Annotated in this window: 16 protein-coding genes; 10 read left to right on the top strand and 6 right to left on the bottom strand. The window is 39.7% G+C overall.

The features are described from left to right. Positions 1-205: 205 nt before the first annotated feature. Complete coding sequence (locus EA341_RS09795; protein WP_293013536.1) at positions 206-787, bottom strand: hypothetical protein; 582 nt, start codon at positions 785-787, stop codon at positions 206-208. A 222-nt stretch (positions 788-1009) separates the two neighbouring features. Between EA341_RS09795 and EA341_RS09790 the strand changes: the two genes are divergently transcribed. Then, on the top strand, positions 1010-1690 hold the full coding sequence (locus tag EA341_RS09790; RefSeq protein ID WP_293013535.1) for a hypothetical protein: 681 nt from the start codon (positions 1010-1012) through the stop codon (positions 1688-1690). Between the two features lie 232 nt (positions 1691-1922). Here EA341_RS09790 and EA341_RS09785 read toward each other — a convergent pair whose 3' ends face one another. After that, entirely contained in the window at positions 1923-3419 is a 1497-nt protein-coding gene (locus EA341_RS09785) for a M28 family peptidase (protein ID WP_293013532.1), read from the bottom strand. 202 nt (positions 3420-3621) lie between these two features. Here EA341_RS09785 and gcvP point away from each other — a divergent pair, with 202 nt between their 5' ends. Further along, positions 3622-6513 (top strand): aminomethyl-transferring glycine dehydrogenase, encoded by a 2892-nt coding sequence (gcvP, locus tag EA341_RS09780; RefSeq protein ID WP_293013529.1) that lies wholly within the window; start codon positions 3622-3624, stop codon positions 6511-6513. A 95-nt stretch (positions 6514-6608) separates the two neighbouring features. Here the strand turns inward: gcvP and EA341_RS09775 are convergent, their stop codons facing one another. Beyond that, positions 6609-7697, bottom strand: a complete 1089-nt coding sequence (locus tag EA341_RS09775) for a PAS domain-containing sensor histidine kinase (RefSeq protein WP_293013526.1) — start codon at positions 7695-7697, stop codon at positions 6609-6611. Positions 7698-7989: 292 nt separating this feature from the next. Here EA341_RS09775 and EA341_RS09770 point away from each other — a divergent pair, with 292 nt between their 5' ends. The 5 genes from EA341_RS09770 to EA341_RS09750 all read left to right on the top strand — a co-directional run bounded on the left by EA341_RS09770 (position 7990) and on the right by EA341_RS09750 (position 14467). Further along, positions 7990-9576 (top strand): M1 family metallopeptidase, encoded by a 1587-nt coding sequence (locus EA341_RS09770; protein ID WP_293013523.1) that lies wholly within the window; start codon positions 7990-7992, stop codon positions 9574-9576. After that, complete coding sequence (locus EA341_RS09765) at positions 9576-10391, top strand: glycerophosphodiester phosphodiesterase family protein (protein ID WP_293013521.1); 816 nt, start codon at positions 9576-9578, stop codon at positions 10389-10391. Before EA341_RS09770 ends, EA341_RS09765 begins: the two co-directional genes overlap by 1 nt. An 80-nt stretch (positions 10392-10471) precedes the next feature. Further along, positions 10472-11713, top strand: a complete 1242-nt coding sequence (locus tag EA341_RS09760; protein WP_293013519.1) for a sugar MFS transporter — start codon at positions 10472-10474, stop codon at positions 11711-11713. After that, the gene (gene treF, locus EA341_RS09755) at positions 11700-13229 is read left to right on the top strand and encodes an alpha,alpha-trehalase TreF (RefSeq protein ID WP_293013517.1); all 1530 of its coding nucleotides are present in this window, start codon (positions 11700-11702) and stop codon (positions 13227-13229) included. Before EA341_RS09760 ends, treF begins: the two co-directional genes overlap by 14 nt. Before the next feature lie 2 nt (positions 13230-13231). Next, entirely contained in the window at positions 13232-14467 is a 1236-nt protein-coding gene (locus tag EA341_RS09750) for a metallophosphoesterase family protein (protein ID WP_293013515.1), read from the top strand. On the opposite strand, the gene EA341_RS09745 is transcribed toward EA341_RS09750, so the two are convergent. Further along, a complete protein-coding gene (locus tag EA341_RS09745) occupies positions 14424-15923 on the bottom strand; it encodes a sodium:solute symporter (RefSeq protein ID WP_293013512.1) in 1500 nt (499 codons plus the stop codon). The two genes, EA341_RS09750 and EA341_RS09745, sit on opposite strands and share 44 nt — an antisense overlap. 9 nt (positions 15924-15932) lie before the next feature. Continuing rightward, on the bottom strand, positions 15933-16868 hold the full coding sequence (locus EA341_RS09740) for a dihydrodipicolinate synthase family protein (RefSeq protein WP_293013510.1): 936 nt from the start codon (positions 16866-16868) through the stop codon (positions 15933-15935). A 208-nt stretch (positions 16869-17076) separates the two neighbouring features. On the opposite strand from EA341_RS09740, the gene EA341_RS09735 reads away from it, so the two are divergent. Together EA341_RS09735 and EA341_RS09730 are read left to right on the top strand one after the other, a co-directional pair. Continuing rightward, positions 17077-17946 (top strand): LytTR family DNA-binding domain-containing protein, encoded by an 870-nt coding sequence (locus EA341_RS09735; protein ID WP_293013507.1) that lies wholly within the window; start codon positions 17077-17079, stop codon positions 17944-17946. 92 nt (positions 17947-18038) lie between these two features. Next, positions 18039-19190, top strand: a complete 1152-nt coding sequence (locus EA341_RS09730; RefSeq protein WP_293013505.1) for an acyltransferase family protein — start codon at positions 18039-18041, stop codon at positions 19188-19190. Here the strand turns inward: EA341_RS09730 and EA341_RS09725 are convergent. Continuing rightward, positions 19187-20329, bottom strand: coding sequence for an App1 family protein (locus EA341_RS09725; RefSeq protein ID WP_293013503.1), 1143 nt, complete (start codon positions 20327-20329; stop codon positions 19187-19189). The genes EA341_RS09730 and EA341_RS09725 overlap by 4 nt on opposite strands. 471 nt (positions 20330-20800) lie before the next feature. Between EA341_RS09725 and EA341_RS09720 the strand changes: the two genes are divergently transcribed. After that, entirely contained in the window at positions 20801-21694 is an 894-nt protein-coding gene (locus tag EA341_RS09720; RefSeq protein WP_293013500.1) for a restriction endonuclease, read from the top strand. Positions 21695-21804 lie beyond the last annotated feature (110 nt).

Below are 21804 nucleotides of genomic sequence, written 5' to 3'. Positions count from 1 at the left end.
AAAGGAGGGTGTTGTAAAGACTATCCTGATATTTTCGATAGAACTTTAGGCATTTATGGACACTTGATCCATGATTTATTTCAACTCCCACAATGCTTGTCATGATATCCCTGATAACTGAACTCAATGCTGTTATCTATAGAAAAAAAAATCTCAGCTTTCCCCTTTTCCGCATGGATGACCGGTCAGGTGGGAAACTCTCTTCCTAATCTCTCGGCGGATTAATCATTATATGCGCTCTGTGAGTGCCTGGATCCATGATCCATGGCATGGCTGGTCCAGATGGACGGAGTGGAAGCCCAGTACTTTCTGCAGTAGCCCATGGGATATAGACAACATACCTTAAGTAGGAATTACTGACCTCCCCTTTTTGTCTATCATAATCTTCATCATCAGCGGTCAACACAAATAGCGTGGCTCCATCTTTAATCTTGAGTTTTCCAGACTTAACTTCTTCTTCTCGAATATCAAAAATCTCCTTGGCATTTTTTCCTTCTTTTCGTAACTGACGCCCTCTTTCCATAAACTCATCCAAACCCTTGTGATAACAAGAAGCATTAAAACCTGGACTATTTGGATCATCTGCCAGGCAAATCAGGTCATTACTTCCTTTTCTAAGGACTTCAAAATCCCCTTTTTCATTGTATCCATACACCACAGCTCCCTCCTTTAATTCATCCGGAGCTGCCATAAGCGCCGTTTTAATCTGAATATCCTTAGAGGGTATTTGCTGTGCAAAAAGTTGCGTGCAGATCAAAAATAAGAAGGCAGTAATTTGAAGTTTCATAGTTCTGTCATTTGAGTTTCAATGAATTTACCATTTTTATCCCAAAGGAAAAAACCTGCTAAAGAATTTTAAAATTGTATACGCTAGGAGATTCAACATAGCCAAAAAAAATCTTAAATAGTCTTTTTTTGACCCTTCGAAACAAATCCACCAATCAAAAACCAACCCATGATTTAATATTTCGTTTCAAAAACCATAACTATCTTTTGTAAACTAGGCATTATGAAAACAAAGCTATCTTTTCTTCTGGTTTTTTATCTGTTTTCTTTGTCCACACAGGCCCAGGAAACAATGGCTGGGCTAAGGTTAAATTCCGGCCTACCTGTAGCTGACTTCAGGTCAGAAGTTGGCAACCAATGGTTTCCATCCATCAACTTGGGATTTTTCCATCAGCTCTCAAATACTCCTGTCTATGTGGGAGGAGAAATAGGATACATGCTCTATGGTACTGCCATGCACAGGAACAATAATGTGCTTAACGGTACTGAGCAAACATTTAGGATACGGAGAAACAACAATGCAGCTCATCTTTCCGGCCTATTGCGGATAATGCCGGATTTGAATATAGGAATCAGGCCTTTCGTAGAGGGTCAAATAGGGGCTATCCACACCTATACTCGCTCAAAGGTTAGAGAAAACAGGCTGACGGAACCCATAGCTGCTGGTACAGAAGTTTATGATTGGTCGCACATTTTTCAGATAGGTGCAGGTATAATGGTGCCATTGGAAAAAGAAGGAGATTTATTCCTTGAATTAAGGGTCAATTATGTGCAAACAGGTTCGATGGATTTTCTTACCAGTCGTGATGCTAGCTACGATAATCAAGGAAATGTTACCCTCAACACACGTAATGCTGCCTTCCAACTTTTGGCTCCAAGCCTTGCTTTGAAGTTTATGTTTTAAACTGTCACTTGTCGCAAATCGCAAATTTTAAATCTATTTCTTTTGAGATTATTTTTTAACCCAAGCAAAAAAACCCTGCTAGATGAATCATCTGGCAGGGTTTTCATAAAATCAATCTTTAAGTTTTATGAAGCTAAATGCTTATAAATACACTGCTTGAGAGTCAATCTAGCCTCTCGTCTTCTCTCTTGGTTCTTGCCTCCCGCTTCTCGCCTCTAATCTCGCGCTTCTCTTACCTTTCCCCTCTGGTATTACTTCCATCTACAGGAGTTCTGTTTTCCCTATTTGCCAAGTCCCAAGCGGTATGGAAAATCAACTTGGTTCTTTTGGTCATCAGAGGAAACTCAATCTTATCTACAGTATCTGTGTGCTGATGGTAATCATCATGAACCCCATTAAAGAAAAAGATTACCGGAATATTATGCTTGGCAAAATTGTAATGGTCTGATCTGTAATAGAACCTGTTTGGATCATCTTCTGCATCATACCTGTAATCCAATTTCAGATTTGTGTAGGTTATGTTATTATACTCATTGATTATTTTTAAGTGGGAAGAAAGCATTTCCGAGCCGATCACATAAATATAATCTTGGTCCTCAGCGTCTTGGTATTCATAATCAATCCTACCAACCATGTCAATGTTGAGGTTATTGACTGTATTTTCCAATGGAAAAATCGGGTTGTCGGAATAATACTCAGAACCCAACAAGCCTTTTTCCTCCCCTGTAACATTAAGGAAAAGTACGCTTCTTTTAGGCCTATGGCCATCTTGAGCAGCTTTTGCAAAAGCCTGAGCGATCTCCATCACTGCCACAGTACCTGAACCATCATCATCAGCACCGTTGTTGACTCTGCCTTGGCTGTCTATCCCTGTGTGGTCATAGTGAGAAGAAATAACAAGAACTTCTTCCTTTTTATCAGTTCCTTCAAGGAATGCAAGTACGTTCTCAGTAGGAACCAGTTTATTGTTTTTCTTCACCTGATAATTGACCTTCTGAGACTTGATGGATTCTGGATTATTTTTAGCTGCTTCCTTTAGAATTTCCACCGGAGTATCAAACAGTTTTGACATCATGTCAGAACTTACCAAAAATATCGGCTCCTGCTTTGTGTCTTGCTCAAAACCTAGCCTGCCTCTACCACTCAAAGACTTGTACCAATTTGCCATGCGGTCAAAATTTGCCTGTCCTTCCATAGTCACTATAATAATACCAGCTGCACCGGCCTCCATTACTTCGGGTACTACGGTTTGTGCTCGGGAGCCTATGGCCCAAAGTCCGACCAATTTATCCTTCAAGTCTACTTTTGCAATATTTTCTTCATTGGCCAAACCAAGAAACACCAATTCTGTCTTTTTTGATTTGGACATATCTGCATCTCCGATGAATATAAAGTCTTCGTTGTTTATCAGTTTCTGCTTTCCAACATTGAGACTTACTTGGGGATAGGAAACGGAAGAAAGATTGAACTTCTGGAGATAGCTTCCATCGACAGGGCCTACAAGGCCCAGTCCTTCATAAAAATTTGCCAAATATTCCGCAGCCAATTTTTGGCCTTTTTCACCTGTATCCCTACCCTCCATTTCGTCAGACGCCAGAAAAGTCAGGTATTCTTCTAAATCTTCAGCCGTAATTGTTGAAGCATATTTGATAGCAGTTGCATCTTGAGCATTGACTTGCCAGGTAAGTACTAAGGCAAATAAACCTGCTAACCAAGTTATCTTTCTCATAAATTATTATTTAGGTTTTAAAAACTGTTCGCAAACTTAAAAAATTATTCCAATTCAATTTGAACCGTTTGTAAATTTGAATGTTACGATGGTATATTTCTTTGGGTTATAAAAATGATATCATCCAATAATTCATACATTTGCACAACCAAATAAAAAGGTGAGAATATAACCCAAATCAGTCTTTTATCCACGTTAAGAAATGAAGATTAATCTGACCCCATCTACAAAGTTTGAACAAAGGCATAATGGCCCGTCACAAAAAGAAATCCAGGAAATGCTGGACAGAATCGACGCAACCTCTTTGGAAGAACTTATTGACCAAACTATCCCAAAAGCTATTCAGCTCCAAAAGCCTTTAAATCTTCCCCATTCGAAGACTGAGGCCTCCTTTCTGAAAGAGTTCAAGAAGCTGGCTTCAAAAAATAAAATTTTCAAATCCTTTATCGGATTGGGTTATTATGACACTATTGTGCCAGGAGTGATTTTGAGAAATATTCTTGAAAACCCAGGATGGTACACAGCCTACACACCCTATCAAGCTGAGATTGCACAAGGAAGACTAGAGGCTTTGATTAATTTTCAGACTACCGTCATGGAGTTGACAGGAATGGAAATGGCCAATGCATCTCTCTTGGATGAGGCTACTGCAGCTGCGGAAGCCATGTCCATGCTTTTTGCTTCCAAACCACGAGAAAAAAAGAATGCGACTAAATTTTTTGTGGATGAAAAAACATTCCCCCAAACCATAGACCTACTCGTCACCCGGGCAGCTCCTATTGGAATAGAGTTGGTCATAGCCCCACTCTCTGAATTGGACCTTACCGATCCCGAATTGTTTGGTATTTTGCTTCAATACCCTAACCTGGAGGGAGAAGTAATTGACCATAGGCAATTGGTCGCCTCTGCAAAAGAGAACAATGTATTAACAGCCTTCGCATCTGACCTTCTAGCGCTGACCCTATTGACTTCGCCAGGGGAAATGGGTGCAGATGTGGTAGTGGGCACATCACAAAGATTTGGAGTTCCTATGGGTTATGGAGGCCCTCATGCTGCCTTCTTTGCTACCAAAGAGGCTTATAAAAGGCTAATTCCAGGAAGAATTATCGGAGTCTCATTGGACAAGGAAGGTAACAAAGCCTACCGAATGGCACTTCAAACCCGTGAGCAGCATATCAGGAGAGAAAAAGCAACTTCAAATATTTGTACAGCTCAGGTATTATTGGCAGTGATGGCCGGAATGTATGCCGTTTATCACGGACCAAAAAGCCTGAAAGAAATTGCAGCAAGAACTCATGGTTTGGCTCAACTAACAGCTCAAGCCCTGAAATTGATAGGTTATGAGCAAGAAAACAAAGTCTTTTTTGATACAATAAAAATCAAGACTGACCCTGTTCAACAATCCAAGATCAAGGCTTTTGCCTTATCGGCTGAAATGAACTTCAGGTATGAAGAAGGCGCAGTGGTATTGGCATTTGATCAGGCCAAAACCATCAGTGATGTCAAGGCAGTAGTGGAAGTCTTTTCGAAATCAGTAAACCATAGGGTTGAATTTGATTGGGAATCTATGATTTCTCAACTAGAACTGAATTATCCTGAAGGACTAAACAGGACCTCAGCATTTTTGACCCATCCAGTATTCAATCAATATCATTCAGAGCATGAAATGCTTAGGTATATCAAGCGTCTTGAAAACAAAGACCTCTCATTGGTACACTCCATGATCTCTCTTGGTTCCTGTACTATGAAATTGAATGCCACAACTGAAATGATTCCGGTAACCTGGCCTGAATTTGGTCAATTGCACCCTTTTGCTCCACAAGATCAGGCCGCAGGATATTATGAATTATTCCAAAATCTTAGAAACTGGTTGAGTGAGATCACCGGGTTTGCAGATACTTCCTTACAGCCAAATTCCGGTGCTCAAGGAGAATATGCCGGCCTGATGGTTATTCGTGCTTACCACCAAAGTAGGGGTGATCACCACAGAAATATAGCGTTGATCCCAACTTCCGCACATGGTACCAACCCTGCATCGGCTGTAATGGCTGGAATGAAAGTGGTCTTAGTCAAATGTGATGAGAGTGGCAATATCGACGTAGAAGACCTCAGGGCAAAAGCTGAGGCACATAAAAATGATTTGGCTTCTTTGATGGTTACTTATCCATCCACCCATGGGGTTTTTGAAGAAGCAATTCAGGAAATATGCCAGATCATTCACGATAATGGTGGTCAAGTGTATATGGACGGAGCGAATATGAACGCCCAGGTAGGATTGACCAGCCCTGGAAGAATCGGAGCAGATGTTTGCCACTTGAATTTGCATAAAACATTTTGTATTCCTCATGGAGGTGGTGGTCCAGGCATGGGACCAATCTGCGTTGCGGAACATTTGGTGCCTTTTTTACCGGGTAACCCATTGATTCAAACTGGCGGAACCTCTGCTATCACTTCCATCTCAGCAGCGCCATATGGCAGTGCAAGTATTCTTCCTATTTCATATGCATACATTGCAATGATGGGTGGAGATGGTTTGACAAATGCTACGAAGATTGCTATCTTAAATGCAAATTACATCAAAGCCAGATTGGAAGATCATTACCCGATATTATATACTGGCAAAGGTGGAAGAGCTGCTCACGAAATGATTTTGGATTGTAGAGCCTTCAAAGAAGTCGGAATTGAAGTTGAGGATATAGCGAAGCGGTTGATGGATTATGGATTTCATGCGCCAACAGTTTCTTTCCCTGTAGCTGGCACTTTGATGGTAGAACCTACTGAGTCCGAGACAAAAGCAGAATTGGATAGGTTCTGTGATGCGATGATTTCCATCAGAGCCGAAATCCAGGAAATTTATGATGGTGGAGCAGATAAAGAAAATAATGTTCTGAAAAACGCACCGCATACAGCTCAACTTGCTTTGGCTGACGACTGGGCGTTTGCTTATAGCCGCGAAAAGGCAGTATATCCTCTTCCTTTTGTCAAAGGAAATAAATTCTGGCCTTCGGTAAGGAGAATAGATTCCGCTTATGGGGATAGAAACCTAATGTGTAGCTGTATTCCGGTAGAGGAGTATGCTGAGGCGGAAGCGTAAAGTCAGATTTTAGATTTTAGATTTTAGATTTGGCCTTCCGGGAAACTGGAAGGCTTTTTTTATCCTAAAAATCAAATACTTACACAGGTGGAGAATTAAGACCTGAAGGTAATCGTAAACTTGGTTCCTACATTCACTTCACTTTCAACATCTATACTGCCATTCAGTTTGGTGATTTGATTTTTGATAAGATATAAGCCTATACCCTTGCTGTCCTCATGGGAATGAAATTTTTGATTAAGTCCAAAAATCTTATCCTTTACTTTTTCCATATCAAATCCCAACCCATTATCCTCCACGGTTAGTTGGATGTTATCATCATTAATTCTTAAAGTTTTGATTTTAATATGAGGGGAAATACCAGGTTGTGCATACCGAATCGAATTGGTAATTAGATTGAGAAAGATACTTTCCAAATAATCATTATTGAAAACTACCCCCTCGGCTTCATTGAATTCAAAATCGATCCTTGCATTTGACATTTTAATCAGGGTATGAATTGATTTTTTTATTTTATCAAGTGTTTTCTCAAACCGGATGAATTCTATCTTATTTTCATTCAAACTTCTTTTGCTAAGCAAATCAACGTAGTTATCTAAAGTTTTCTTGAAATTTTCGCTTGAGGACCTCAAAAGCTCAAGCAGTTCAAGATTCTCCTTATCTTCAATTTTGTTAAGATCAATCAGATTAAAAATCGAGAGGAAATTGTTGACAGGAGACCTCAAGTCATGTGTAGTCCTGTAAGTCAGATGTTCCAATTCTTTGTTGATTGAAAAGAGATTTGAAAGTAGAAGATTACGCTCTTTTTCCAGTTTTTTCTTGTAGGTAATATCTTTTGCAATGGCGAAAATCAGTTCCTCTTTTTCCAGATACATTGATGTCCATGACAACCATACAACCTCCCCCGTTTTTGTCAAATACCTGTTTTCAAAATTGAGTAAAGGGTTTTTCTTGGTAAGCTCTTTTCGGGCTTTGGCTGTCAATTCTTTATCCTCGGGATGGACAAAATCATTGATTGGAGAATTGAAAAGTTCGCTTTCATCATAACCCAATAGTTTGCTGACAGCTGAATTGATGCGCTTGAAGTACCCGTCATACCCTGCAATACAAAAAAGATCCGGAGAGATATCAAAAAAAACCTCAAGCTTGTGCAATATCTCTGAGTTCAGATTACCATTATTCATAGGATAAAACAGGGTTTTAATAGTTCGGGGTGTTATTACAAACTTACATTTTTTATTCCTGATGCGTGTCTAAGTTTATACTGTCGGAAGTATTAGATTATATTTTTTATGATTATCCGCTTCAGAAATTTTGGCTCCTTAGGTAGCAGATAAAGTACTTTATGAGCCTGGGGAGGATGAGGTTATAGCCAAAAATGCCTTGAAAGTCATACAAGAGTAATCGAAAGCTTTGGTGAGCCGCATCATCTAGAAAGAATTCCCTTCTACCAAATAATTCCGTAATATTGAATCAATGAAATCTAGCTCTTTATTACTCGTATTCCTTCTGATTTCCATCAGTGCTTTTTCTCAAATCCAGAAAGACTGGGCTTGGGGAGGACCTATTGACCCTCTGCAGCAAAAATACCAAGTCCTGCATTACCAGCTGGAGCTTGAAATTTTCCCGGAAAAGCAGGAAATCCATGGCAAAAACAGGATCACTTTTGACGCCAAAGAAAAGCTTGATACCCTTCGGCTCAACCTGATAGAAGAGTATCAAGTTGAAAAAGTAATCATGGACGGTAAGGAAATCACTTTCCGGCATTTTGGTGACACTTTGGATATATTCCCCATTGACTGCACCTGTGAAGAGGTAGAGGTTTACTATGGAGGTAGAACTCCGATAGCCATCAACCCCCCTTGGACTGGAGGGTTTACATGGGAAATGGACCAGCTGGATAATCATTGGATGGGATTATCTTCTCAAAATGAAGGGGCAAAAATATTTATGCCTTGCCTTGACCATCCATCCAGTGAACCGCTGAATGGGGTAGACCTAATTTTCACAGCCCCTAAACCTTATTTTGTAGCCTCCAACGGCAGACTTGTCGAACGCAAATCCAATAATGGTAAAATCACTTACCATTGGACCACGCAATACCCCATCAACAATTACAATATCAATTTCACCCTTGGGGTTTTTCATGAGGAATCCATAACATTTGAGAGCAGGGATGGAACAGAAATCCCCATGTTTGTATTTGTATTGCAGGAAAACAAAGACAAGGCAAAAGCCCTACTTGATGTGTTGGAAACGTCCGCCAAAACGCATGAAAAATATTTTGGTCCTTATCCTTTTCCCAATGACAAGATTGCTGTTGTGGAAACTCCTTATCTAGGCATGGAACATCAGACCATCAATGCGTATGGAAACAACTACCAATTTGAAAAAATTGGTGATGTTACTGCAGATTGGTTGCTCCATCATGAACTTGGTCATGAATGGTTTGGCAATAAAATTTCAGTACGAGATTGGGCAGACTTTTGGATACACGAGGGATTGACAGCTTACGGAGATTGGCTTTTTTACTTAGAGCATGGAGGCGAAGCTGCCTATCATGAAAAAGTAGGCTCTGTCAGAAAGTCCATTGCACATGCCAGGCCAGTAGTCAGTCCAAGAAATTCAACTTCTGACTTCGCATATCATCCTGAAATTTATACCAAAGGAGCTTTTATCATCCATTCCCTTCGCTACTATTTGGGAGACGAGATATTCTTTCCCATGCTCAAGGCTTTTACCTCTGATGAAAGATTTACGTATGAAAACCTTGTTGAAACTTCAGATTTTACTGATTTCGTACAAAAATATTCCAGCGTAGACCTACAAGGATTTTTTGACATGTACCTCAAAACAATTCATGTCCCTAAAGTCAAAGTAAAGAAAAAAGGAAAAAAAGGCTATCAGGTAAGTCTTCCAAACATTGATTTTAAGATGCCTGTAGAGATCAAAACTTCCAATGGATATGAACGACATGTCCTTTCTTCCAAGCCTGTTTTGGTAAGAAGTGAATCCTTAATTGAAGTAGACCCAAAAAACTGGTATTTATTGAAAAAAGACTGATGGCAAAAACAATATTTTTAGTTTCTATTCTCCTTTTAAGCTTTACACCAGATGCTTTTACCCAAAGTCTCAGGAAGAAAATTGATGTGGAGGAGATCATCATCTGCAGTCATAGAGCGGCCATGTCTCCTGACATCCCTGAAAATAGCCTTTATTCTATGCAAAGGTCAAAAGCAGCAGGAATAGACATGCATGAAATTGACTTGGCAGAAAGCAAAGATGGTATTCTCTACCTCTTGCATGACAAGACCTTAGAGAGGACTACCGAAGGATCGGGCTTTCTCACTGAGAAGAATAGTATGGAATTGGATAAAATCAAACTTAAAGGTTTGGAAGAAACACTCCCAAGATTTGAGCATGTCTTGGAGTTTGCCAAGGAAAATGAAATTTTCCTGATGCTGGATGTCAAAGAAGCATCTCTCAAGAAGGTCATTTCTTTGGTTGAAAGCTTTGGAATGTTGGAACAAATTATGATACTGACATTCAATGAAGAAAGGGCTATGGAAGCCTTAGAATTGCCCCAACAGTTTCTTATTTCTGTATTGGTTACCAAGGAGGAAGATCTTGATTTTTACCTATGCAAAACTGATGAGCCCTATTATTTGATCGCATACATCAATCAAAATGCTTCTCCAACACTGTATCAAAAAACAACAGAAATGGGACTTCCGATAGTAACAGATGCCATGGGTACTCCTGATCAAGATGCTCTGAGAGATGGGGTAAAAGTATACCAAGAGTTTATCGACCTAAGGAAGCCCAGTGTTTTGGTAACCGATTATCCGATTTCTCTGAGGGCAGCATTGGAAGATTGAATTTTACCAAAAGGATAGCGTTTTGAAGATTATTTGTCCAAATTGGATTATAGTTCTATACCTCTTTAGATAAATTCCAAATGAGTCCAAAGGTTCTCATCAAACTATCCCTTATCGTCAATTACATGGTCTTCGCTGTTTTGCTGAATTCCGTTGGCGCTGTCATCCTACAGGTACAGCGTACATTTGATGTAAGCAAGGCCGATGCCTCTGTCCTGGAAGGGTTCAAAGACTTACCCATAGCCATATTCTCCTTTATTGTAGCTTCCTTTCTACCTAAAGTAGGTTTGAAAAAAGGAATGCTCGGAGCTTTATTTTTGGTAGCTGCGATTTGTTTTGCAATGCCTATCATGGCCAATGAGTTTTGGTATTTCAAACTTTTGTTTGCTGCGGTGGGTGTTTCCTTTGCAGTGATTAAAGTTTCAGTTTTTGCCATGATAGGACTGGTCACAGACAATACCAAAGAACATTCCAGTCTGATGAGTACTATAGAGGGGTTTTTTATGGTAGGTGTGCTGGTAGGCAATGTTTTTTTTAGTCTATTTGTCAATGATGCTGATCCGACTTCTCAGTCATGGCTGACTATTTATTGGTATTTAGGAGGCATGACCCTAGCGGCAGCATTGCTGTTATTTTGGGCAAGAATCAACGAATCAGAATCCAAAAGAGAAAACACCAGAGCTTGGGATGAATTTCTGGATATGCTTAAACTGGTCATCAGACCTCTGGTCTTGGTATTTGCCGCTTCTGCTTTTCTGTTTGTATTGATAGAACAGAGCTTTATGACCTGGACGCCTACCTTTTACCTGGATGTGCTGAAAGTTCCCGCCAGTATGGGGATCCAAGCCGGAGCAGTGCTGGCAGGGGCCTTGGCGATTGGTCGGCTTATGGCTGGAATTATTCTCAAAAGAATGCATTGGTTGACTTTTACACTAAGCTGTACTGTCTTGGTTGGAGTATGTGTTGCATTGACCTTGCCGCTGACTACTGAGCTTCCAGAAGTTACTGAAACCATTACGTGGTTCAATGCTCCTTTTGTAGTTTATCTGTTTCCGATTTTGGGGCTATTTCTCGCCCCTATTTATCCTACTATCAATTCCGTGGTGCTAAGTGCACTGCCCCGGTATATGCAAAGCTCCATGTCCGGTTTGATTGTAGTATTTTCAGCACTTGGAGGTACTACAGGATCCATCATTACAGGGCATATCTTTGAAGCATATGGAGGCACGAATGCCTTTTATTTCTCATTGATCCCTATTACAGCCCTGTGCCTCGTCCTAATTTTGCTCAATAGAAAAGTCAAGAAAAATGTTCCATCATAAATACAATTCACCGGAAGAGATCTTCATGGAACTCTTCGATGCTGTTCAGCTGAACGATATTTTCTCTGATTCCAAAACTTTCGTGGATTCTATTCCCAAGCGGGATCCTGACCTTATTATGCATGACTTTTACAAATTAATTGAACACGAGGATTTTGATCTCAAGGCTTTTGTTGAAGAGAATTTCCACATACCGGTGGATAATGATGGAGTGGAACTTCCCGAGGCTCTCAGTCTGGAAGAAAGGTTGCACAAGCATTGGGATAGTTTAAGCAGAGCACCGGACATAGAGGACCCACACTCTAGTTTGTTGGAGTTGCCCCATCCTTACATAGTGCCTGGAGGTCGGTTTCGCGAAATTTACTATTGGGATTCTTATTTCACTATGTTGGGCTTGAAAACCAGTGGTAAAATTGCGCTGATCGAGTCCATGATAGACAACTTTGCCTACCTGATCAATACTATAGGCCATATCCCTAATGGAAACAGGACCTACTTCCTCTCGAGGTCTCAACCTCCTTTTTTTGCTAAAATGGTTGAATTGCTCGCTGAGGTAAAAAACAATAGGAATATCATCAAGGAATACCTCCCAGAAATCGTCATGGAATATGCCTTTTGGACCGAGGGTGAAGTAGATATACACCTTCCTGGAAAACGCTACAAAAGGGTGGTAATGCAGGATGAAGATTCTTTCCTGAACCGCTATTGGGATGATGAAGATACTCCTAGGCCTGAATCATTTGTCGAAGATGTAGGGCTTTCCGAAAAAACCCGGAGATACCCGGACAAGCTCTTTAGAAATTTAAGAGCGGCATGTGAGTCAGGTTGGGACTTCAGTAGCCGTTGGCTTTACCATTCTGATGACCTCAAGAGTGTACAAACCATTGCCCTGATCCCCATTGATCTCAATGTGCTTTTGACAGAAACGGAAAGAATCATTGCTCTGGGCTTCGAAATGGAAGGCGATGAAAAGCTTTTCAGAAAATTTGAAAAAATCAGGCAAAATAGAATCGAAGCCATCAGCAGGTACTGTTGGAATGAGGAAAGAGGTATATTTCTAGATTTTCATATCAAATTCAAAGAACAAATGGACAGGCCCTCCTTGGCTATGCTTTATCCGCTTTGGGCCAAAATAGCAACTGATGAACAAGCTGAAAAAGTGATTGCGTTTGTAGAAAAAAACCTTTTCAAAGCTGGAGGGCTGGTAACGACTACCATCAACAGCGGTCAACAATGGGATGCCCCAAATGGTTGGGCACCTTTACAATGGATAGGTTTTGAGGCCTTCCGGAATTATGGACGTGAAGACCTCGCTGTGGAGCTGGCCAAAAGGTGGACGAATCTCAATGAAAAAGTATTTGCGGAAACAGGCAAAATGATGGAAAAATACAATGTAGAAGACCTTAGCTTGAAAGCCGGCGGAGGAGAATATCCAGTACAGGATGGCTTTGGCTGGACAAATGGCGTATATTTATCCATGATTGAAAAATTAAAAGAAATTAAAACCCACTCATAACCATGAATATACAGACTAAAGTTTTCCTTGGGCTTTGTTTTTTATTTTTAAGCTTTTCTCCTGCCATTTGCCAAGAATCTCCGCATGCATTTTATTTGACATGGACTGAAGACCCTACCACCTCTATAGATGTAGATTGGCACACGGATGAAGAAAGTCCTCTCCAACTGAAGGTCAGGAGAAAGGGAAATGAAGAATGGAGAAGCTTGGAAAGCGCTGTGCTCCCCTACCCATTTTCAGAAAGGACAGTTCACAGAGTGGCTGTCAGAGGTTTGATACCTGCTACAGAATATGAAATCAGTTTTGACGGTGGACAATCAGTATATTATTTCAGGACAATGCCCAAAGACCTGAGCACAGGCAGTATCAAAATCGCAATAGGTGGAGATTCCATGCATCAGAAAGAATGGTTTGAAAAAACAAATCATGTTGTCACTTCCTACGATCCCGATTTTATCATTATCGGAGGAGATATGGCATACGAAAATGGACTCGCAGATAACATTGAGCGCATTTATGCCTGGTTTGATGCCTATTCCAAGACCTTGGTGACAGATGACAAAAGAATTTTGCCTTGTATCGTGGCTGTAGGGAATCATGAAGTGGTGCAGGGTTATTACAGAAACAATGAAGGCTACAAGCAAACAGATGATTTTCGTAGGAGGCTTGCACCTTATTTCTATGGCCTCTTTGCATTTCCTGGTCAGCCGGGATACAATGTCCTGGATTTTGGAAAATACCTCAGCCTTATCATCCTGGATTCGGAACATAGCAACCCAATTAAAGGGGATCAAACCAAATGGCTCAATAAGACTTTCAAGGACAGAAAAGATGTGATGCACAAGATTCCCATTTATCATGTCCCAGGTTATCCTTCAGTAAGAAATTATGATGATTTGGTACAGACTTTAGTCAGGGAAGAATGGACTCCTATTTTCGAAAAAAACGGAGTGAAAATAGCCTTTGAAAATCACGACCATGCTTATAAAAGAACCTATCCTATCAAGGAAATGGAAATAGACCAATCAGGCGTCATTTATGTAGGAGATGGATCCTGGGGTGTAGCACCCAGGGACATTCATGAAGTAGAGGATACTTGGTACCTCAAAAAAGCGCAAGCTGTAAGAGCATTTACTCTACTGACTCTGGAGGGTAGCCATTTCAGTTTCATTTCAGTGGATGAAAATGGAAATGTCATTGATAGTTTCCCTGAGAGTCCTTTGGCTCCTTTACAATGATCCTTACAAAAAATCCAACAAGAAAAATAGCCATGGTACCCAGTACTATGGCTAAATTTTTATGAATTGTCAGTTTTTTCAATCCAAATACTTCCAAATATTCCCCCAAACTGATGAATGCAATCACCAAAACACCTATGAATACGCCAATAAGCGCAGGAAATTTAGAAACCGAGGGTCTGTAGTTTCCAAGCAGGAATAATCCTAAAACCCCACCACTGAAAACTGAAGCCAAAGCCCACCACGCTTCCAAAGCACTGTTTACCCCATTGAATGCCAGCCCTACCCCAATACTCAAAACTCCCATAAGAAACGAAGAGATATAGAGTACCTGAAAACAGGTTTTTTCATTGGTTTCTTTCAAAATGTATTTTTTGAAATGATCTTCTAAAATTACCGTAGCAGAACTGTTTATACTCGTGGAAAGTGTACTCATCCCGGCTGCGAAAATGGCGGCAATCATCAGCCCTGTCAACCCGCTAGGCAGGGCGGATACAATAAAAAAGGGAAAGACTTTATCCGAACTTTCCACTGATTCCAGTTCTAAAGGAAGCAGTCCATCGAAAACTTGGTAATAAACAAAAAGCGAAGTCCCTATCAGAAAAAACAGCATGGAGATAGGAATATAAAGTAGGCTCCCTAGCCAAATTGATTTTTTGGCTTCCAGTTCTGTTTTCGCTCCGAGATAGCGCTGAATATAACTTTGATCCACACCGAAATTTTGAAGATTGATAAATAAGCCATAGACCAAAACCACCCAAAACGTGCTCTCGTGCAGGTTTATATCCAAACTTCCCAAAGAAAATTTATTCTGTTCCACAGCTATACGCTGCACCTGAGTCCACCCTTCCGGTATTTGGTAAAGGATTGTGAAAAAACACCCCAAGGCTCCCAGTATCAAAACCATACCCTGTATGGCATCAGTCCAGACTACTGCTTTGATACCTCCCAGCATGGCATAGCAAATCACTACCAGTCCAGTAACAGAAATAACCATTGGAATACTCCACCCAAAAAAGGCTTCCATGGGCAATGCTAACAAGTACAAAATTGCCCCCATACGGGCCAACTGGGTCAATAGGTAACAAATGGAGGCATATATTCGAGCCCATAATCCAAACCTTTGCTCCAAAAAAGCATAAGCAGATGGACTATTGATTCTCCGATATAACGGCACGAAATAACGTACCGCAATCCAAGCTGCCAAAGGAATAGACAAGCTAAAGACAAAACCATTCCAATTAGAAAGATAAGCAGCACCTGGCAGGGCTAGGAAACTGATACTGCTTACATAAGTAGCAAAAATAGACATTCCTAAAACCCAAGAAGGGAGTTTTCCGGAACCAGTGGTATAGTCTGCCGTAGTATGTTGCCGGAAATAAAAGGACAAACCAAAACCGATTGTCCCCAAAATATAAAGCAGGAATACGATCAGGTCTAGATTTGAAAGATTCATTGGTATTTATTAACCCAAGGACTTTATTTTAAAAATAATCTTTTCCAGGTTATTTCGGATCCTCTCTTTGGTTTCTGCATCCACCGTTACCAATGGAAGGCAGATGTTTGACTCACAAATGCCTAAAAAATAAAGGCTTTCTTTTATACCACAGAGGTAACTGGAGCTTTTGCTGCTATTGCCATAAATTTTTTGGGAAATCTCCATAATGATTGGCTGAATCCTGTTTATAGTTTCTTGATCTCCTGCCATTGCGGCTTCGTAAAGTTTCACATATAGACTCGGGAAAATATTAGCCCCTCCGGCCACAGCACCATCTGCGCCTGAATACACCGATTGTACCAATAATTCCTCAGGACCCACAAAAACAGAAAACTCAGGGTTTGACCTTTTGACAGAAAGTAGTTTTTGAAAATAAACCCCATTACCAGAGCTGTCTTTGATTCCTACAATATTATTATGTTTGCTCAATTCTGCTACGGTATCCGGTTCTATACTGCATTTGGTCATTGCCGGAAAGTTATATAAAAAGAGAGGTAAAGGGCTCAGATCTGCCAGTCTTGTGTAATAGGCCGTGATATCCTGTTGATCCAAGGGGAAGAAAAAAGGAGGTGCAGCCACTACATAATCAGCACCGTTGTCCTTTGCCACTTTTGCAAATTTGAGACTGGAATCCAATGCTGTATGGGTAATTCCCACAATGATGGGCACTGCCCTATCCACAATGCGGCAGGTGAGGCTAATTAGTTCTTTCTTTATGGAAGGTTTGAGACTGGATATTTCTCCTGTAGTTCCCAAAATAAAAAATCCATGCACTCCTCCATCTAGCAGGTGTTTGGTTAACCTTTCCGTAGCTTTTTTATCAAGTTCTCCACTAGAGAGCAGAGGAGTGACTGTGGGAGGGATAATTCCTTTCAAATTGATGGCATTGTGCGTAATCTCCATACTTGCTTAGTCCAGTTTAATTTTGGTACAAAATCTAATTTAAAAAATTATCTCATGTGTTGTAGATAAGGCTAAGTAACTTTTCTACACGACTGTGATAGGACTGACGGTTAGATATTGGTAAAACAGATAAAAATGGCTTACTCACCTATCATTCAGGCTAGAAATATTTTGATTAATTTCCGTCTTCAAAACCTACAAAAGTCAGATGCATCCAAAGGTCCGAGAATTCCTTAGACAACCCTACCCTTACTATTTCAAAGGAAAAAATCTTTGGATTCTTGCTGCTGTGATATTTACTATGAGCCTGGGATTCAATTATTTTTTTGAGCCTTTCGTGGTCTATAAGCCGGAACACAAAGTCAGTTATTTTTGGATTTCTATAATCCATTCCTTGAATGCATTTATTTCCATTTTACTGGTAATTGGTTTAAATAATCTTCGGATAAATGAAGATAAATGGACTGTTGGGAATGAAATTGCGTTAATTTCAATTGTTTTGTTGATGATAGGTATTTGCCAGTTTCTTGTAAGGGATCTGATCTATGCCAACCCAAACAATTGGTCATTTGGATACTTACTGGAAGAGGTCAGAAATACATTTTTGGTTGGGCTTCTGTTCGCACTTATTTTAGTTCCCTTAAATTACCTTCGGTTGATGAAGGCTCATTTAAAAACGGCACAAACTTTCAACGAAACCCCGCCTATTCAACTAGCCCATCAAAAGCCCCCATTTCTGCCCATAGTCACCCAACAAAAAAGCGATGACTTTGACTTGGACTTGGAGAATTTCCTTTTAGCAAAATCAGAAGGAAATTACCTTGAGATATTTTTTGAAAATGGTGGACAAGCCAATAAAGTCATCAAACGAATGACAATGAAAGAACTCGAAAATCAATTGGAATCCTTTCCTCAATGTTTCAAAACACAGCGCTCATATTTAGTGAATCTTCAAAAAGTGGAACATGTAAAAGGAAATGCCCAAGGTTACCAATTGAAAATAAAGGGTTTTTCAGACCCAATTCCAGTCTCAAGAGGAATGATAGACGAATTCGAAAAAAAATTTAAAAAGAATTGACTTTGCATTTCGTCACAAACCCTTGACATTGATCCCAAGGCCCTTTTTCTGAACTTTGCATGCTGTACTTTTGGTGAAAATAAAGAAACATTATGCGTAGAAACGACTTAGACTGGCTTAGGGTAATCGTCTTTGGGTTGCTGATTTTATACCATGTAGGGATGTTTTTTGTCCCTTGGGGGTTCCATATCAAAAATGATATCATTTACCCCGAAATTCGTTGGCCAATGCTATTTTTGAATCAATGGAGACTGCCCATTCTCTTTGTGATCTCTGGGATGGGAACTTACTATGCGCTTTCCAGGAGGACGGGAGGACAGTTTGCCAAAGAAAGATTCCACCGCTTATTTCTTCCTTTGGTAATAGGTATGCTTTTCATTGTACCTCCACAGGTTTATTTTGAGCGTTTGGATAAAGGGCAATTTACAGGTGGATTTTTTGAATTCTGGCCTTCTCAGGCCTTTATGGGAGTTTATCCAGAAGGAAATTTCTCCTGGCATCACCTTTGGTTTTTGCCTTACCTGCTTTTGTTTTCCCTGATTTTGATTCCGGCATTTCTCCATCTCAGAAAAAATCAACATGCTTGGCTAATCAGAAAAATGAGGGGATTGGTATCCCAGACATATGGATTATTTTGGCTGATTATCCCACTTTATTTATGGGAATCCCTTTTGGAACCTTTTTTTCCTTCTACCCATGCACTCTTGGGAGACTGGTTCAACCTGGTCAATTATATCACGTTGTTCTTTTATGGATTTTTATTGATTTCAGTCAAAGAAATCTTTTGGAAAACCGTCCTGGAAAACAGAAGAAAATACCTGTATTTGGGCTTGGCAGGATTTTCCTTGATGATCGGTTTACGGATTTTATATGCTGATTCTACCTTGATTCATTTCATAGAAGCAGGGTTCAAAGTCATCAACCTATGGGCTTGGATTCTGACCCTTTTTGGCTATGCTGCTGCCTACCTCAATCAAGCAAGTAAAACACTTTCTTATGCGAATGAGGCTGTTTATCCATTTTATATTCTTCATCAGACCATTACGATTTCTATTGGGTTTTATCTAATGCACTTACCTTGGGGCTTTTGGCCAAAATTTCTTGTGATGGTCATGGGTACATTCGGGATTTCCTGGTTGATCTATGAATTTGGCATCAGAAGATGGAACTGGATGAGGCCCCTTTTTGGGATGAAAGAAAAGGCCAGCGTTAAATCTGTCAATTCCGGCAATCTTGTACCCTAATTCCGAAGGTCTTCTTCCTTACCTCTGATGATAGCATTAATATCTTCCTCAACTATCCAACCCATACCCAAGGCATGTTTGGCAGCTTCCAGTGTATCCTTAACCATAATCAGCTCCACTCCCAGTTTTTTCATTTCAGCTGCAATGTCAAGAACCTCTTTTTCCCTTCTTTCAGATACATTCCTGATGTACACCATCTTTACACGACCGGGATAATCCCTGATTACTTGTAAATAAATTTCAGGATCTTTCTGCCCTGAATCTCCGATCAAAATAAACCGCAATTGGGTCTCAACATCAAAAATCTTTTCTACCTGCAAAAGCTTATGTGCCTGATGGCTTCCTGCTATGAATTGCTCTCTGGACAAACCGATATCCCTAAGCATAAGGGGCCCTTTGGGAATGCCATGTACATCCAAAAACTCCATTAGAAAATCATAAATATTCCAAGGAGAACTGGACACATAGAAAAAAGGGTTGCTTTCTACACCATCTGTCCCTTTAGCCATAGCTTGATAAAATTCCGCCACGCCAGAAAAAGGAAGCCTTGTATGGGCGTTCCCTAAGAAGGTGGTTTTCAACATTTCCCATAGCCTTGTAGCTCCCGTGGGCACTATGGTATCATCAATATCCGATATCACGCCGTATTCTACGTTCCCAGCTGGAAGGATCACTACAGCTTTGGTTTTGACCACCCCTTGATTTTTCACCACTTGATCCAGAAGTTCCAATTCAACTTCCTGCCAAGCCTCGTCATACTGAAATTTGTCCTGTGCCTTGATATTTACTTCAAAATATCCTTCATCATCAGTAAGTGCAATTACCTCCCTACCTTGAAATGAAGCTTTCACCCGGACTCTGGGAATTTCCCAGGTCATAAACCTTTTATACATCTTGGTGAAATTTCTCCAGCGACTGTCTTCTATCTGTGAAATCCCTATCCCCCTATCCCGGAGCACCCTTCCAACAAAAAACAATTCATTTTTATTTCCAAAACCCTTGTAAGGCTGTATCATTACAGTCCTTACCAATCCGGTTTTTAAGCCAATCCAAAGTTTGATTTTCGAAAAATTTCGCTTCCCATAATAGAGTACAGGCAAAACATACTTCTTTGAAAAGCTACTTCTATGGTTGCTCATTTATTGGGATTTTGGTTTTGAAAAATTAAACTCACTGCATAACTTATTTTGTCTCTACCAATAAACCTAATAAAATCAGGTAATAAGATCAATAGAAGGGAATTTTAATGAAACATGCATTGGATTCTTTGCCAATGAGGATAGTATATCGAGATAAAATAATTAGCGTTGAAAAACTTTCGAAAACATAAATGTGTATTCGGAATCTTGCATGCTCGATTCGAATATCCAAACTTTCAACTTTTCTCTAACCTTTAACTCGAGATTGCGGGCGGGAAGAATTTCGACCGGGCCAGCGTAGGCCAAGTGCGCGGATAGGATTCGAAATTCTTGATTTTTTGGCTACTTTTTCATTAAGGAAAAAGTAGCTTTATAATTAAATTCGGGTTAGAATTATGCATCAAAAATAATTTAAAAATGATAACTGGCTATGTGCATTGATGCGGATACTCATAAAACAAAATAGTTAACATGAAAAATTTAGAGTTACCGAAATTCCATGAGACATTTAATCCCATTATGGACATCCTAAGTAATGGAGAAAAAATTCATACTAGAGAGCTTCAAAGATTAGTAATCGAAAAATATTATTCTGAATTACCCAAAGAATTACTTAACGAAAAAACAAAAACAGGGGAAATACTTATTCATAATAGAATCGCTTGGGGTAAATCATACTTAAAGAAAGGAGGCTTTATTCAGTACCCCGAAAGGGGATACGTAGAGATTACGAAGAAGGGATTAAAACATAAAAGTAGTTTAACCTTAGAAAAGGTGGAGAATTCTTCTGATTTTTTTGATTTTTATTCTGCTGAAGACGATAACCTAAACCCACAAAGTGAACTTAAAAAAATAGAAAATGCATCTCCTCAAGACTTAATTGATAAAGGTTTTGGTCAGTTTGAAGCTGAGGTTAAAAATGAATTATTACTAAAGCTCAAGTCTATGGATCCCTATTATTTTGAGAAGGTAATTTTGATTTTGCTAAAAAAGATGGGCTACGGAGATTTTTTTGAAACTTCCAAATCTGCAGATGGAGGGATTGACGGAGTTATAAACGAGGATAAATTAGGACTTGACAAAATTTACATTCAGGCTAAAAGATTTACTGAAAATAAAGTCAGAGAAAAAGATATTAGAAATTTTATAGGTGCAATGAGTGGCGACACCAATAAAGGTGTATTTGTTACAACATCACTTTTTGATAAAGGAGCCATAGAGAAGGCTCAAAATGCACATCACAAGATTATTTTAATTGATGGTAATAAATTAGTCGAATTGATGCTAGAATATAAAGTTGGTGTTCAAGTTAAAGCAACATATGAGCTTAAGCACCTTGATGAGGATTTCTTTATTGAACAATAAAAATTCAATTCAGGGAATATCTTAGTTTTCCCTACCTTTGCAAAATGGAAAGTGTGAAGAAGGACATTAGAAAATTAAGCCTGGAACAGTTGGAAGAATTTTTTGTCGCC

The organism is Mongoliibacter sp. (assembly GCF_007692705.1).
Lineage (GTDB): Bacteria > Bacteroidota > Bacteroidia > Cytophagales > Cyclobacteriaceae > Mongoliibacter.
This window is presented reverse-complemented; position numbering and strand designations above follow the sequence as displayed.

Bases quoted from the DNA above. Each gene is read 5' to 3' on its own strand.
- EA341_RS09795 (WP_293013536.1), bottom strand. From the start codon at position 787: ATGAAACTTCAAATTACTGCCTTCTTATTTTTGATCTGCACGCAACTT.
- EA341_RS09790 (WP_293013535.1), top strand. From the start codon at position 1,010: ATGAAAACAAAGCTATCTTTTCTTCTGGTTTTTTATCTGTTTTCTTTG.
- EA341_RS09785 (WP_293013532.1), bottom strand. From the start codon at position 3,419: ATGAGAAAGATAACTTGGTTAGCAGGTTTATTTGCCTTAGTACTTACC.
- gcvP (WP_293013529.1), top strand. From the start codon at position 3,622: ATGAAGATTAATCTGACCCCATCTACAAAGTTTGAACAAAGGCATAAT.
- EA341_RS09775 (WP_293013526.1), bottom strand. From the start codon at position 7,697: ATGAATAATGGTAATCTGAACTCAGAGATATTGCACAAGCTTGAGGTT.
- EA341_RS09770 (WP_293013523.1), top strand. From the start codon at position 7,990: ATGAAATCTAGCTCTTTATTACTCGTATTCCTTCTGATTTCCATCAGT.
- EA341_RS09765 (WP_293013521.1), top strand. From the start codon at position 9,576: ATGGCAAAAACAATATTTTTAGTTTCTATTCTCCTTTTAAGCTTTACA.
- EA341_RS09760 (WP_293013519.1), top strand. From the start codon at position 10,472: ATGAGTCCAAAGGTTCTCATCAAACTATCCCTTATCGTCAATTACATG.
- treF (WP_293013517.1), top strand. From the start codon at position 11,700: ATGTTCCATCATAAATACAATTCACCGGAAGAGATCTTCATGGAACTC.
- EA341_RS09750 (WP_293013515.1), top strand. From the start codon at position 13,232: ATGAATATACAGACTAAAGTTTTCCTTGGGCTTTGTTTTTTATTTTTA.
- EA341_RS09745 (WP_293013512.1), bottom strand. From the start codon at position 15,923: ATGAATCTTTCAAATCTAGACCTGATCGTATTCCTGCTTTATATTTTG.
- EA341_RS09740 (WP_293013510.1), bottom strand. From the start codon at position 16,868: ATGGAGATTACGCACAATGCCATCAATTTGAAAGGAATTATCCCTCCC.
- EA341_RS09735 (WP_293013507.1), top strand. From the start codon at position 17,077: ATGCATCCAAAGGTCCGAGAATTCCTTAGACAACCCTACCCTTACTAT.
- EA341_RS09730 (WP_293013505.1), top strand. From the start codon at position 18,039: ATGCGTAGAAACGACTTAGACTGGCTTAGGGTAATCGTCTTTGGGTTG.
- EA341_RS09725 (WP_293013503.1), bottom strand. From the start codon at position 20,329: ATGAGCAACCATAGAAGTAGCTTTTCAAAGAAGTATGTTTTGCCTGTA.
- EA341_RS09720 (WP_293013500.1), top strand. From the start codon at position 20,801: ATGAAAAATTTAGAGTTACCGAAATTCCATGAGACATTTAATCCCATT.